General features: G+C 36.0%; 15 protein-coding genes and 1 other annotated feature. Of the genes, 10 read left to right on the plus strand and 5 right to left on the minus strand.

The genetic code is table 11. From position 1 onward, the window contains the following. Positions 1-14 precede the first annotated feature (14 nt). Positions 15-230 carry a hypothetical protein gene (locus AC1Q8L_RS11910; protein ID WP_000291956.1) on the plus strand — a complete coding sequence of 72 codons (216 nt, stop codon included), beginning with the start codon at positions 15-17 and terminating at the stop codon, positions 228-230. A 24-nt stretch (positions 231-254) separates the two neighbouring features. Here AC1Q8L_RS11910 and AC1Q8L_RS11915 read toward each other — a convergent pair whose 3' ends face one another. Both AC1Q8L_RS11915 and AC1Q8L_RS11920 read right to left on the minus strand, forming a co-directional pair. Beyond that, on the minus strand, positions 255-701 hold the full coding sequence (locus AC1Q8L_RS11915; RefSeq protein WP_000445819.1) for a MarR family winged helix-turn-helix transcriptional regulator: 447 nt from the start codon (positions 699-701) through the stop codon (positions 255-257). A 72-nt stretch (positions 702-773) separates the two neighbouring features. Then, entirely contained in the window at positions 774-1553 is a 780-nt protein-coding gene (locus AC1Q8L_RS11920; protein ID WP_000755838.1) for a GDSL-type esterase/lipase family protein, read from the minus strand. Between the two features lie 365 nt (positions 1554-1918). Here AC1Q8L_RS11920 and cpdB point away from each other — a divergent pair, with 365 nt between their 5' ends. Then, on the plus strand, positions 1919-4243 hold the full coding sequence (cpdB, locus tag AC1Q8L_RS11925; RefSeq protein ID WP_000748639.1) for a bifunctional 2',3'-cyclic-nucleotide 2'-phosphodiesterase/3'-nucleotidase: 2325 nt from the start codon (positions 1919-1921) through the stop codon (positions 4241-4243). A 48-nt stretch (positions 4244-4291) separates the two neighbouring features. Here the strand turns inward: cpdB and nhaC are convergent, their stop codons facing one another. Further along, the gene (gene nhaC, locus AC1Q8L_RS11930) at positions 4292-5665 is read right to left on the minus strand and encodes a Na+/H+ antiporter NhaC (RefSeq protein WP_000253736.1); all 1374 of its coding nucleotides are present in this window, start codon (positions 5663-5665) and stop codon (positions 4292-4294) included. Positions 5666-5943: 278 nt separating this feature from the next. Beyond that, positions 5944-6164: a binding site (T-box leader), on the minus strand. Positions 6165-6307: 143 nt separating this feature from the next. Here nhaC and AC1Q8L_RS11935 point away from each other — a divergent pair. From AC1Q8L_RS11935 to AC1Q8L_RS11970, 8 genes are all read left to right on the plus strand, one after another. After that, positions 6308-6664: a hypothetical protein gene (locus tag AC1Q8L_RS11935; protein WP_000726898.1), complete on the plus strand. Its 357-nt coding sequence runs from the start codon at positions 6308-6310 to the stop codon at positions 6662-6664. A 77-nt stretch (positions 6665-6741) separates the two neighbouring features. Further along, a complete protein-coding gene (gene bioA, locus AC1Q8L_RS11940; protein ID WP_002094134.1) occupies positions 6742-8175 on the plus strand; it encodes an adenosylmethionine--8-amino-7-oxononanoate transaminase in 1434 nt (477 codons plus the stop codon). Further along, positions 8175-8903, plus strand: a complete 729-nt coding sequence (gene bioD / locus AC1Q8L_RS11945) for a dethiobiotin synthase (RefSeq protein WP_000012479.1) — start codon at positions 8175-8177, stop codon at positions 8901-8903. Before bioA ends, bioD begins: the two co-directional genes overlap by 1 nt. Beyond that, entirely contained in the window at positions 8869-10056 is a 1188-nt protein-coding gene (gene bioF, locus AC1Q8L_RS11950; protein ID WP_001077298.1) for an 8-amino-7-oxononanoate synthase, read from the plus strand. Before bioD ends, bioF begins: the two co-directional genes overlap by 35 nt. Next, positions 10053-10793, plus strand: coding sequence for an alpha/beta fold hydrolase (locus AC1Q8L_RS11955; protein ID WP_001004157.1), 741 nt, complete (start codon positions 10053-10055; stop codon positions 10791-10793). Before bioF ends, AC1Q8L_RS11955 begins: the two co-directional genes overlap by 4 nt. Continuing rightward, complete coding sequence (bioC, locus tag AC1Q8L_RS11960) at positions 10759-11568, plus strand: malonyl-ACP O-methyltransferase BioC (RefSeq protein ID WP_000608912.1); 810 nt, start codon at positions 10759-10761, stop codon at positions 11566-11568. Before AC1Q8L_RS11955 ends, bioC begins: the two co-directional genes overlap by 35 nt. Before the next feature lies 1 nt (position 11569). Further along, positions 11570-12568 (plus strand): biotin synthase, encoded by a 999-nt coding sequence (bioB, locus tag AC1Q8L_RS11965; RefSeq protein WP_000815858.1) that lies wholly within the window; start codon positions 11570-11572, stop codon positions 12566-12568. A gap of 182 nt (positions 12569-12750) precedes the next feature. Further along, entirely contained in the window at positions 12751-13071 is a 321-nt protein-coding gene (locus AC1Q8L_RS11970) for a hypothetical protein (RefSeq protein WP_000280032.1), read from the plus strand. Between the two features lie 22 nt (positions 13072-13093). Here the strand turns inward: AC1Q8L_RS11970 and ribH are convergent, their stop codons facing one another. Beyond that, a complete protein-coding gene (ribH, locus tag AC1Q8L_RS11975; protein ID WP_000230895.1) occupies positions 13094-13555 on the minus strand; it encodes a 6,7-dimethyl-8-ribityllumazine synthase in 462 nt (153 codons plus the stop codon). 18 nt (positions 13556-13573) lie between these two features. Next, on the minus strand, positions 13574-14767 hold the full coding sequence (ribBA, locus tag AC1Q8L_RS11980) for a bifunctional 3,4-dihydroxy-2-butanone 4-phosphate synthase/GTP cyclohydrolase II (protein ID WP_000468981.1): 1194 nt from the start codon (positions 14765-14767) through the stop codon (positions 13574-13576). Positions 14768-14778: the final 11 nt, after the last annotated feature.

Consider the following 14778-nt stretch of genomic DNA (forward strand, 5'->3'; position numbering starts at 1 on the left):
AGGAGGAGAGGATAATGTATTATTATTACGTACCTCAAGTATATCCATATGTAAATTATTATCCGGTTTATGATACGAGTAGACAATACGAATTATATCGGCAACAACAATTACAGCAATTATCACAAATACCACAATTACCACAACAACAGCCTACACAGGAAAAAAAACCATATTTAACAACATGGCCATATTCCAATGTGTACTATGGTAACTATTACGAATCATAAAGCTGCTTCTATTTAGAAGCAGCTTTATACGTTTGTTTTCAAAATTAAATTTTGAATGGTTTGAAGAGAATGAATGAGCTTTTCGCGCTCTTCCTCAGATAATGTTTGGAAATTTTCTTTTAGTTTGTCTAAAATGAATTGCTGATACTGATTTACTAATAATTTCCCTTCAGCTGTTAGGGAAATTAAAATGACCCGTCGATCTTTTTCGCTATAATGACGCTCTATTAGTTCTTCTTGAATAAGTTTGTTTAATAGAGGTGTCATGTTAGGCCGTGAAATCGCTAGCCGCTTGCCGATTTCGGAAACTGCTAATGTGCCGTTTTCATGCAAAAGCAGTAATACTTGTGTATGTGATGGCGGCATATGTCTTTGAGAAGAAAATTCTCCAGGAAGCATAAATTTGCGATAAAAAAGAGGCACTAGCGAAAGAAGATGATCAACAATACGTTCCCACTCGCGTGATTCCATATAAAGGCCCCCTTCCACTATCATTGTAACAAAAAAGACATGTTATAAAAATAGAATTGTTTCATGGGAATTTTAATATTTGTAGGCCAATACTTTTTTTGTAAATGAATCGGCAATAATCGTATAGCCTTTATCATTTGGGTGTACTTGGTCAAAGAGCAATTCTTTTTTATCATTCGATATTAATTTACGAATTGGCAAAACGATAGATGGTTGATTCACTTTTGCAATGGAATAAACGGATTCATTCCAGCCGTCTAAAAACATATCTGCATAACTTGCGATGGAGTCATCGAGTTGTAACGGGTTATAGAGTTCAGAAAGAATGAGTAAAGCATCAGGATTTTGATCTCGGACTGTCTTTACAATATTTTTTACATCCGCTTCAAAATGAGCTTTTTCTTTATTTAACATTTTAATACCGTCTATAACACCGACATCACGATTTAAGCGAAATAAATTATTTCCCCCAATATTAATTGTAATGATATTTGCTGCTCTAATTTTTTGCTTTACATCTTCTGATTGAACTTTTTTAGCGAGACGATCTGTTGTAAGACCGTTTATCCCAAGGTTTTCTACAGTAATTGGTTTATGAATTTGTGCTTCTATTTGTTTAGAGGCTAATTCAGCAAATCCACCTTGTGTTGATCCATATCCTTTGGCGAGCGAATCACCTAGTACGAGATGATAAAAGGAATCGTTTGTTTGCTTATCAATCCAACTTGGAGTAGATGTTTTTTCTGTTTTTTCTTCGGGTTCATTTTGTTTTGTCTCGTCGTTCTTTTCAAAATAAGAATAAGAAATGATCAGAAGGAGGAGACAAACAATTGTTAAGATGACTTTTTTCATAAATTCATCCTCCTTGTAATTGGTAATTGTATCATATTCAGCAGTATTAGCAATGTAAGGGCATATTATATGTTTATGAAAAGTTTATAATAACTTTACAGAAAATTTGTTGAAGTTTGTCAAAAAATATTGACGATAGGAAAGAACTTTATATATGATAATGTCAGATAAGGTGAAACTTTAATTAGTGGGAGCTTTATTTCCTATTAATTGTTAGTCTTCATCAATCGGGCGTTTAAGGGGACTACTCGTTAGCGCAGGGTGAAATGAAAATTGTGTCTCTAATAGAAGAAAAAAGGTATGTGGTTAGAGACAGATAGGGATTCATTTCATTATTTCTGGTAATTGTATAAGGGGGATTTTTTGTGAAAAAGTCAAAAAAAATGCTAGCTGGAGCAACTCTTGCGATTGGTGTTATAGCACCGCAAGTAATGCCAGCAACAGCTCATGCAGATGAGAACACTGGGGAGAGTACAGTTAAATTACGAATTCTAGAAACATCAGATATTCACGTTAACTTAATGAATTACGATTATTATCAAACGAAAACAGATAATAAAGTAGGTCTCGTACAAACGGCAACACTCGTTAATAAAGCACGTGAAGAAGTGAAGAACTCTGTCCTATTTGATGATGGGGATGCATTACAAGGGACACCGCTTGGGGATTACGTAGCGAATAAAATAAAAGATCCGAAGAATCGTGTGGATCCTAGTTATACACATCCATTATATCGTGTAATGAATTTAATGAAGTATGACGTCATCTCTCTTGGGAATCATGAATTTAACTACGGTTTAGATTATTTAAAGCAAGTGACTAGTAAAACAAAAATTCCGGTTATTAACTCGAATGTCTACAGAGATGACCATGATGGTAATGATGAGAATGACGAGCATTACTTTGATAGACCATATCATATTTTAGAGAAAGAAGTAGTGGATGAAGCAGGCCAAAAACAAATAGTGAAAATTGGTGTAATGGGATTTGTTCCACCACAAATTATGAATTGGGATAAAGCGAATTTAGAAGGACAAGTAAAAGCAAAAGATATTGTGCAAACAGCGAAAAAATTAGTTCCGGAAATGAAGGCGCAAGGTGCGGATATTATAGTTGCACTAGCGCATTCAGGTGTTGATAAGAGTGGATACAACGAAGGAATGGAAAATTCATCGTTTTATTTAGCGACAGAAGTTCCTGGCGTAAATGCAGTATTAATGGGACATTCACATACTGAAGTGAAGGATGTATTTAATGGTGTTCCAGTTGTAATGCCGGGTGTTTTTGGTAGTAACTTAGGTATTATTGATATGCAATTGAAAAAGGTAAACGGAAAATGGGAAGTGCAAAAAGATCAGTCTAAGCCGCAACTTCGTCCGATTGCTGATAGTAAAGGTAATCCATTAGTAGAATCTGATCAAAAATTAGTTAATGAAATTAAAGATGAACATGAAAAGACAATCGAATATGTAAATACACATGTAGGTGAAACGAAAGCACCAATTAATAGTTATTTTTCATTAGTACAAGATGATCCTTCCGTACAAATTGTGACAAATGCGCAAAAATGGTATGTAGAACAAGAACTTAAAAAACCAGAATACGAAAAGATTAAAGATATTCCAGTTTTATCTGCAGGAGCACCATTTAAAGCAGGTGGCCGAAACGGTGCGACATATTATACTGATATTCCAGCTGGAACGTTAGCAATTAAAAACGTTGCAGATTTATACGTGTATCCAAATACGTTATATGCTGTAAAAGTAAATGGGGCACAAGTGAAAGAATGGCTTGAAATGTCTGCAGGTCAGTTTAATCAAATTGATCCAAAGAAAACAGAAGAACAGCCGTTAGTAAATATAGGCTATCCTACATATAACTTCGATATTTTAGATGGCTTAAAATACGAAATTGATGTAACACAACCGGCGAAATACGATAAAGATGGAAAAGTTGTAAATGCAAATGCTAATCGTATTGTAAATATGACATATGAAGGTAAGCTAGTAGCTGACAAGCAAGAGTTTATCGTCGCTACAAATAACTATCGTGGAAGTAGCCAAACGTTCCCAGGTGTAAGTAAAGGGGAAGTTGTATACCAATCACAAGATGAAACACGTCAAATCATTGTGAAGTATATGCAAAAAATAAAAGATATTGATCCAGCAGCTGATCAAAATTGGACATTTAAACCGATTGTTGCAGATAAATTAAATACAACATTTGATTCTTCACCAAATGCACAAAAGTATATAAAGAAAGATGGAAAGATTTCATATGTTGGACCATCTGAAAATGAATTTGCGAAATATGCAATTGATATAACGAAGAAGAATGATGATAAAGAAACTGGTGAAGGAAATCCAACGACACCGCCAACAGGTGGTGGAGAAAATCCGACGACACCGCCAACAGGTAATGGAGAAAACCCAACACCACCAACAGAAGAAGGTAATAATGGTAATGAACCAAAGCAAGATGGAAATAATACCGGATCTGGACAAACTACAACAGATGATCAAAATACAAAAGAAACAACAACAACTGTAAGTGAAAATAAAGAAGCTGAAAAAGATGAACGTGATTTACCGAAAACAGGTGCAAGTATTGCTTCTACAATTGGAGCTGGTCTTGCGTTTGTTGGAGCGGGATTACTTATGTTATTTAGAAGAAAGAAAGCGAATAGATAGTCGAGAAATATAAAAAGGATTACCGATTTGGTAATCCTTTTTGTTATATTATGAAACTGGTACTGCTTTTTCTTTTTTCCATGAAAGGCCGAATCCAGTAAAGCCGACGATAATGGTTACGACTGGACACGCTAAACAGAAGATTGCGTATGGCAAGTAATCGAATGTTGGAACGCTAAGAACGTTTGTTAAGAATACGCCACTGACACCCCATGGTACGAGTGGATTAATTACTGTACCAGCATCTTCTAATACTCGTGATAAATTACGACGTTCTAAACCGACTTCATCGTATTTATTAGCGAATGCTTGTCCTGTTAAAACGATGGATAAGTACTGCTCACCAAGTAAGAAGTTTACACCAATTGCAGTTGAAGCAGTAGAAATAATTAAGCGTGTACTAGTTTTTACGAAGCTAGAGATAATATTCATCAGCTGCGCTATAATACCCATTCCTTGTAATAATCCTCCCATACAAAGAGCTAGGAAAATAAGAGCAATTGACATCATCATACTTTGCAGGCCACCGCGAGATAATAAGCTGTCAATGTCTTTGATACCAGTTTTAGAAACGTAACCGTCTTGCATAATTTTTATTAAATCAGCTAAAGAAGTGCTAGGTTTAAAAATAAAGAGAATAATAATCCCTACCACAATTCCTGCAAGTAATGTTGGAACTGCGGGTACCTTTTTAAATGCGAATAGGAACAGTAATAAAATAGGAATCAGTGTAACGATAGAAATCGTTGCATTTTTTTCTAGTGTGTTAATAAATGCTGAGAAATCAACGTTTCCACCAGATCCGCTTCCTAAAATGAAAAATGCGATAAATGCAATAATGAAAGCTGGCACTGTTGTCCAAAGCATGTTACGAATATGTTCAAATAAATCTACACCTGTTACAGCAGGCGCTAAGTTTGTTGTATCAGATAAAGGAGACATTTTATCTCCGAAGAATGCACCAGAAATAATTGCACCAGCAATAAGAGCTGGATCGTATCCAAGGGCAGTACCCATTCCCATAAAAGCAAGTCCTACAGTTGCAGCAGTTGTAAAAGCACTACCGATACTCGTTCCAACAATTGCACAAACAACAAAAACAGTTGGAACGAAAATTTTTGGAGATACAAGCTGGAAGCCGTATACCATTAAAGTCGGAATAGTTCCAGCTGCGATCCAAACGCTAATTAATACGCCTACAAGTAAGAAAATAAATATAGATGGAATACCAGCTGAAATACTACTAATCATCCCTTTCTCCATAGTAGACCAAGAGATTCTCTTCAGGAATCCAAATGCTAATAAAAGAACGATACCAAATAAAATTGGGATGTGTGGTGAAACTTCTAATTGAATAACACTAAAACCAATACAGAAAAAGATAAAAATTGTTAAAAGAACAGACTCAATTTTTGAAACCATTGTTTTCCCCTCCTAAGTAATGTAAAATAGCTCTTTTTTATATAAAATTCGCCAATATTGTATATTTCCTTCTAAAATTTAGAATTTTATGACAAATTATCGGTAATTGTTAGTCCTTCTATATGATACGGAAATGATTGGATAAAAAAACGTCCCTGCATATAATTATGCAGGGACGAAGAAATCGCGGTACCACCCTAGCTTGTGAAATGAATGCGTCACAAAATAAAGGGTCATATGATATGCGCTTATAAAATAAAAAACGCCCCTGCAATATATGCAGGGACGAAAAATTCGCGGTACCACCCTAAATTGTGAAACAGTGTCGTTTCACCACTCTTTAGACATAACGGTCTATAACCGTCTTTCACTACTCCTCACGTTTCGTAAAAGAAGCTCCAGGGGGTAATTCATAATTCGCTCTGTACTGGTTCGCACCGACCACCAGCTCTCTGAAATCAGAAATCGAAATACTACTAAATCCTATCAACGCCGATTCATATGATGTTAGTTAAATTTTTATCATATTTTCATCTTACATGTCAATAAAAATATTAAATGTTTTTTTAGGGAAATAAAGGATAATTGTTTTTAAAGCTGTAAAAATGTACGTTATAATGAATTTGAAAGGGGGAGGAAAGAGTGAAGAAAAAAATAATTCTTTTTACCACTTTATTAGTTATTGGAGGAAGTGCTGGAATTTACACAGCTTTTGCGGCTGAATCAGAGCAGTTGAAACAAAAGCAAATACAACAGTCAGAAGCGAAGAAAGTAAAAGAAATAGAAGAGAAGAAATCAATGGAAAAAGCAGCAGAAAAACTAGGAGTTTCTACTGAGGGGAAAACAAAAGAAGAGGTTACGAAAGAAGTAAATACCGCTAGATTTGAGAAGCGTCATGATTTATTAATTGAGCACGCTAAGCAACTTGGAATTGATACAGAGGGGAAAAAAGATGAAGAAATTATTTTAGAAATTGGAAAGATACAGCATGGAAAGTAGAACAACTTATCGTATGATAAGTTGTTCTTTTTTAAGAACTATTTGATTTTAAAATAATTGACAGTCATTCGGATTTAATGTTAACTATATTTATAAACAAGTTAACATTAGGGGTGACAGTTGTGACAATAAATAGTAGAACGATTGAAAAATCATCTTATACATATGAAGAATTAGCAGAGAAAAATAAAGCTTACGTATGGCACCCATTTACACAAATGAAAGATTATTTAGAAGAAGATCCTGTCATTATTGAACGTGGAGAGGGAAGAAAACTATACGATGTAAATGGTAATGAATATTGGGATGGTGTTTCATCTATATGGTTAAATGTTCACGGACATCAAGTACCGGAATTAGATGAAGCAATTCGTGAGCAATTAAATAAAATTGCTCATTCTACTATGTTAGGACTTGCTAACGTTCCATCTATTTTATTAGCAGAAAAAATTATTGAGGTTGTACCAGATGGATTGAAGAAGGTATTCTATTCTGATTCAGGTTCTACCGCTGTTGAAATTGCAATTAAGATGGCTTTCCAATATTGGCAGCATAAAGGGAAACCAAAGAAACAAAGATTCGTTACATTAAAAGAAGCATATCACGGTGATACAATTGGAGCTGTTTCAGTAGGAGCAATAGACTTGTTTCACCAAGTGTATAGGTCGCTCTTATTTGATGCGATTAAAATGCCGTATCCATATACATATCGTTCTCCTTACGGAAATAATAAGGAGGAAATTGTAAAAAGCCATTTAGAAGAAATGGAAGAATTGTTGAAAGAAAAGCATGAAGAAGTAGCTGCCATCATTGTAGAGCCATTAATGCAAGGTGCTGGCGGAATGATTACAATGCCAAAAGGATATTTAAAAGGACTGCGCGATTTATGTACAAAGTACAATGTATTATTTATTACAGATGAGGTAGCGACTGGATTTGGGCGTACAGGGAAAATGTTTGCGTGTGAACATGAAAATGTGACGCCAGACATTTTAACTGCTGGGAAAGGTTTAACAGGTGGATATTTACCAATTGCAGTTACGGTAACGACAGATGAAATATATAATGCCTTCTTAGGAGAATATGAAGAACAAAAAACATTTTTCCATGGACATAGCTACACAGGTAATCCGTTAGGGTGTGCCGTAGCAATCGCGAATCTAGAACTATATGAAAAAACAAATTTAATAGAAGAAGTGGCACGTAAAACGGATTATGTGACAGCGCAATTAGAAAAGCTCTTTGCGTATAAACATGTAGGTGATATTCGTCAGTGCGGATTAATGGTTGGTATTGAGCTTGTGAAGAATAAGGAAACGAAAGAAGCGTTTGACTGGACAGAAAGAGTCGGTGTTCAAGTATGTAAACGCTCAAGAGAGCTGGGTATGATTTTACGACCGCTAGGTAACACGATTGTATTTATGCCACCACTTGCTTCTACTTTTGAAGAGATTGATGATATGTTACGCATTTTATATAAGGCAATCTCAGATGTTACGGAGGGAGAATAATGAGTGGTTTTTTCATAACAGCAACTGATACTGAAGTTGGAAAAACAGTAGTTGCAGGTGCTATAGCAGGTGTATTTAGAGAATTAGGATATAACGTAGGGGTATATAAACCGTTACAAAGTGGGCATGTTGCATCAAACCCTGAGGGAGATGCGGCAAGGTTAAAAGTACTATCAGGTGTACCGACACAAGAAAATGAAATTTGCCCTTATTCTATTGAAGAACCACTTGCTCCGAGACTTGCCATGAAAAGAGCTGGAAGAGTAGTAAAGTTAAAAGAAATTACTGATTACTATAATGAACTATTAAAAGAGTTTAATAGCTTATTTGTAGAAGGAGCAGGTGGGCTTGCTGTCCCATATACAGAAGATGCTTTAGTAATAGATTTTGCAACAGAATTACAGTTGCCTCTTATTGTAGTAGCTCGTCCTACATTAGGAACAGTAAATCATACAGTGTTAACGATTGCTTACGCAAAGGCGCATGGCTTAACCGTAGCGGGTGTCATTTTATCAGGTTGCAAAGAATGTGAAATGGAAAGAGTGCAAGAAAATAAAGAGATGATTGAAGAGCTGAGCGGGGTACCAGTTTTAGGATTATTACCATTCTTTGAAGGTGAGTTTACGAAAGAAGAAGTATTGGAATCTGCAAAAGAATATATTATGATTTCAAAATTAGAGGAGTTTATCCAAAATGAATCAAACGTGGCGGGCGCATCTTCAATCTAAATTACAACAATTACATGAGCAAGGGCAGTATCGAAATTTATATGTAACAGAGAAGGCAGAAGAGACTTGGCTTATTCGAGATAAAAAAAGGATGTTAAATTTAGCGTCAAATAATTATTTAGGGTTAGCTGGAGATGAAAGGTTAAAAGAAGCTGCTATTGCCTGTACAAAAAGATGTGGAACTGGAGCGACTGCCTCTCGTCTCGTTGTAGGAAATCATCCATTATATGAAGAGGTTGAGAGAAGCATATGTGACTGGAAAGGTACTGAAAGAGCTTTAATTGTAAATAGTGGGTATACGGCAAATATAGGTGCCATATCTTCTTTAGCCTCTCGGCACGATATTGTTTTTAGTGATAAGTTAAATCACGCAAGTATTGTTGATGGAATCATATTAAGCGGGGCAGAGCATAAAAGGTATCGTCATAATGATTTGGATCATTTAGAGAAGCTGTTGAAAACAGCGTCACCTGAAAAGCGGAAATTAATCGTAACTGATACCATTTTTAGTATGGATGGTGATACTGCTTATTTGAGAGATTTAGTACAGCTGAAAGAGAAATACGGGGCAATCATTATAGTCGATGAAGCACATGCGAGTGGAATATATGGAATCGGCGGAGCTGGGTTATCTCATATAGAAAAAAATCTTGCTCAAAAAATTGATATACATATGGGGACGTTTAGCAAGGCTTTAGGGTGTTATGGTGCGTATTTGACAGGTGATGAAATTTATATAGAGTATTTACAAAATATGATGAGAAGCTTTATTTTTACTACAGCTTTACCACCAAGTACGTTAGGAGCAGTGCAAAAAGCAATTGAAATTGTAAAAGAAGATAACGAAAGAAGAGAGAACCTTATAGCAAACGGAGAATACTTCAGAACTAAATTAAGGGATGCTGGTTTTGATATTGGGAATAGTTCAACTCATATTGTACCGATTGTAGTCGGTTCAAATGAACATGCTTTACGATTTAGTAAAAGGTTGCAAGAGGCAGGGATTGCGGCTATTGCAATTCGTCCGCCAACTGTGCCGGTTCATAGCTCTCGAATTCGCTTTGCAGTTACATCGCAACATACAATAGATGATTTAAAATGGGCTATTGATCGAATTATTCACATTGCGAAAGAAGAGGAGATTTTCGTATGAACGAGCTAAAGATTATTTTTATCCCAGGATGGGGAATGGAAGAGAATATTTGGGATTTAGTATTTCCGTATTTTAAAGGATACCCTGTTCAAAGCATAGATTGGCGTAATGTGAAAGAACGAAGTGAATTTGCGGAACGAATTGTAGATGTAGCGCATAATGACAACGTAATTTTAGTTGGATGGTCACTAGGAGCGTTAGCAGCAGTTGAAGCTTATAAAAAGATTCAGGCAAAAGGCATCGTATTAATTGGTGGTACTGCTAAATTTACAAATACGAGCGACTACAGTAACGGATGGAATGCTTTGCATGTAGAACGGCTGAAAAGGAATTTGGCGAGAAGGAAAGAAGATACGCTCAAGCGGTTTTATGAAAATATGTTTACGAAAGATGAGCTAAAAGAGAATAAAAACTTTGAAGACATTGTAGACCGTTTTAAAGGTGATTCTATTCAGTCTTTACAACTAGGTTTGGATTATTTAATAGAAACAGATATGAGAGAAGAACTAAAAGAAATTAAAGTACCTATACTACTTATTCACGGAGAACAGGATGTAATATGCCCATTGTCTGCGGCACGTAGTATGACGGAGAATAGCAGCAGCGAGCTGAAAGTAGTAAGTGATGCAGGGCATGCGTTATGTGTAACGAATTTTGAATATTGCGCAAATGAGATAATTCAATTTATAGAGGGGATACGACATGATCAACAAAACGTTACTACAAAAACGGTTTAATGGGGCAGCCGTATCTTACGATCGATATGCAAATGTACAAAAAAAGATGGCACATTCATTACTTTCAATCTTAAAGGAACGATATAGTGAAACGGCATCAATACGTATTTTAGAACTGGGGTGCGGGACGGGGTATGTAACAGAGCAATTATCAAAGTTATTTCCGAAAGCACATATTACAGCAGTTGATTTTGCTGAAAGTATGATTGCAATTGCGCAAACTAGACAAAATGTAAAAAATGTAACGTTTCACTGTGAAGATATTGAGCGATTACGATTAGAAGAATCATATGATGTCATTATTTCAAATGCTACATTTCAATGGTTAAATAATTTACAACAAGTGTTAAGAAATTTATTTCAACATTTGTCTATAGATGGGATATTACTCTTTTCAACGTTTGGACATGAAACATTTCAAGAATTGCATGCTTCGTTCCAACGTGCGAAAGAAGAAAGAAATATAAAAAATGAAACATCGATTGGTCAACGTTTTTATTCGAAAGATCAGTTGCTTCATATATGCAAGATAGAAACAGGGGATGTGCATGTTTCTGAAACATGTTACATAGAGAGTTTTACAGAAGTTAAGGAATTTCTACATTCTATTCGAAAAGTAGGAGCGACTAATAGCAATGAAGGATCATATTGTCAAAGTCCCTCACTCTTTCGTGCGATGCTGCGCATATACGAAAGAGACTTCACGGGAAATGAAGGGATAATGGCAACGTATCATGCTTTATTTATGCATATAACAAAAGAGGGGAAGAGATGAAATGAAACAAGTACAAACAAAAAGGGATTGGAAAAAACTTGCATACGACGTAGTGGAAGAGAAGATGATTACGAAAGAAGATGCAATAGCGATATTAGAAGCTGATGATACAGAAGTTCTAGAAATTATGAATGCAGCTTACATCATTCGTCATCATCACTTTGGTAAGAAAGTAAAATTGAATATGATTATTAATACGAAATCTGGATTATGTCCTGAAGATTGTGGATATTGCTCACAGTCTATTATTTCAGAAGCACCGATTGATAAATATGCATGGTTAACGCAGGAGAAGATTGTAGAAGGGGCACATGAAGCAATACGCCGTAAAGCAGGTACATATTGTATTGTAGCGTCTGGTCGTCGTCCGACGGATAAAGAGGTAAATCACGTAATTGGAGCAGTTAAGGAAATTCGTGAAACGACAGACTTGAAGATTTGTTGTTGTTTAGGTTTCTTAAATGAAGATCAAGCAGGACGTTTAGCGGAAGCGGGCGTGCATCGTTATAACCACAACTTAAATACACATGAAAATAATTACGATAGTATTTGTTCAACTCATACGTATGATGATCGTGTTGATACAGTTCAAAAAGCGAAACAAGCGGGCATTTCTCCATGCTCTGGAGCGATTTTTGGCATGGGAGAAACAATTGAAGAGCGTGCTGAAATTGCATTTGAATTACAACGTATAGATGCAGATTCTATCCCTTGTAATTTCCTTGTTGCTGTAAAGGGAACACCTCTTGAAGGGCAAAAAGAGTTAACGCCAGTAGAATGTTTAAAAGTACTGGCAATGATGCGTTTTGTAAACCCGACAAAAGAAATTCGTATTTCAGGAGGACGTGAAATCAATTTACGTTCTGTACAGCCAATCGGTTTATTTGCAGCAAATTCTATTTTTGTCGGGGACTACTTAACGACAGCTGGACAAGAGCCGACTGCAGACTGGGGTATGATTGCAGATTTAGGATTTGAGATTGAAGAGTGTGCATTATAAGATAGATGAAAAAGCAAACTTGTAAAAGGTTTTGCTTTTTTTGTAAATAAAATGTAATAAATAGTTGTGAACGCTTGATATTATTGGTTTTTGAGCGGAAAAAAGAATTTTTGTGGACGAATTTTCCAAGCCCTAGTTGTACATAGTAAATATGTAATTTATATTGGGTTGGAGGATTTTACATGTACAAATACATATTAGCGATTATGACTTGTTTAATTTTAATAAAAGCAATAAGTTCTGATCCAGTTAAGGCTGCTGAAAATCCTGAACAAAAAGAGATGCAACAAAGAATCGAACAACACTTTCGAACGAAAGCTGAACATTTTGGATTGAAAACGGAAGGAAAAGATTTAAAGGAAGTTAGAAAAGAAATTACTATTATAGAAGAAGCGAAAAAAAGAGAGAATGTATGGAGAACAGCACAAGCTCTTCATATAAAAACAGAAGGAAAAACGATGAATGAATTAATAAAAGATGTACAAAAAAAGGTGAAAAAATAAAAAGAGGCCGAAGCCTCTTTTTTTATGCCCATTGTTTTGATAAGTGAGCCATTTCAATTGCAGCAACAGCTGATTCATATCCTTTATTACCAGCTTTCGTACCTGCGCGTTCAATCGCTTGTTCAATTGTTTCTGTCGTTAATACGCCGAAAATAACTGGGATGTCCATTTGTAGTGATAAAGACGCAACACCTTTTGCTACTTCATTACAAACGTAATCGTAGTGAGTTGTAGCACCTCGGATTACAGTACCTAATGTAATAACAGCATCATACTTTCCGCTACTAGCCATCTTTTTAGCGATTAAAGGAATTTCAAATGCACCAGGAACCCAAGCAACATCAATATCATTTTCTTCTACACCGTGACGCTTTAATCCGTCTAAAGCGCCGCCAAGTAACTTGCTTGTAATAAATTCGTTAAAACGTCCAACAACAACTCCAACTTTTAATCCTGTACCAACTAAATGACCTTCGAATACCATAATAAATCTCTCCTTTAATTATAAGTTTAGTAAGTGTCCTAATTTGTTTACTTTCGTTTGTAAATACGATTTATTCTCTTCTTTTGCTGGCATTTGCAACGGTACACGCTCGACTACTTCTAAATCGTAACCTTGTAAGCCAGCAATTTTTCTTGGGTTATTCGTTAATAATCGTAAACTTTGTAAACCTAAATCTTTTAATATTTGTGCTCCGATACCGTAATCACGAAGATCAGCAGGGAAGCCGAGTTTTTCATTTGCTTCTACAGTATCGAATCCTTCTTCTTGCAATTTATAAGCACGAAGCTTATTAAGAAGCCCAATGCCTCTTCCTTCTTGTCTCATATAAAGAAGAACACCTTTTCCTTCACGCTCAATTTGAGCAAGTGCTGCATGGAGTTGTGGTCCGCAATCGCAGCGATGTGAACCGAATACATCTCCTGTTAAGCATTCAGAATGAACACGCACAAGTACCGGTTCACCTATTGAAATATCACCTTTTACAAGTGCGATATGTTCTTTCGTATCTAATGAGTTAGAATAGCCAATTGCGTGGAAAGTACCGAAATCTGTAGGTAATGTAATTTCCACCTCTCTCGTCACAAGTGTTTCATGATGGCGGCGGTAAGCAATTAAATCTTCTATTGTAATCATTTTTATATCAAATTGTTTTGCGCATTCTATTAAATCAGGTACACGTGCCATCGTGCCGTCCTCATTTATAATCTCGCAAATAACTCCAGCTGGTTCGGCACCGCATAGCTTCGCTAAATCAACAGCAGCTTCTGTATGACCTGCACGACGCAGGACACCGCCTTCTTTCGCAATTAATGGAAAGATATGTCCAGGTCGATTGAAATCAGCGCCTTTTGATGCGGGGTTTAACAATTCTTGTATCGTAGTTGCACGTTCGTGAGCGCTAATCCCTGTTGTTGTAGAAACATGGTCAATGCTCACTGTAAACGCAGTATGATGTGAATCTGTATTATGAGATACCATTGGTTCTAATTGTAGACGTTCTGCGTACCCTGCTGTAATCGGTACACAAACGAGACCACGGCCATGTGTAATCATAAAATTAATTGTTTCTGGTGTAATGTACTCTGCTAAAGCAATAAAATCGCCTTCATTTTCTCGGTTTTCATCATCACATACGATAACGACTTTACCTTGTTTTAAATCTTCTAGAGCTTCTTCAATACGATGAAACATTATGCTTCCCC

It is taken from the genome of Bacillus sp. GW823-FHT06A11, from assembly GCF_058795355.1.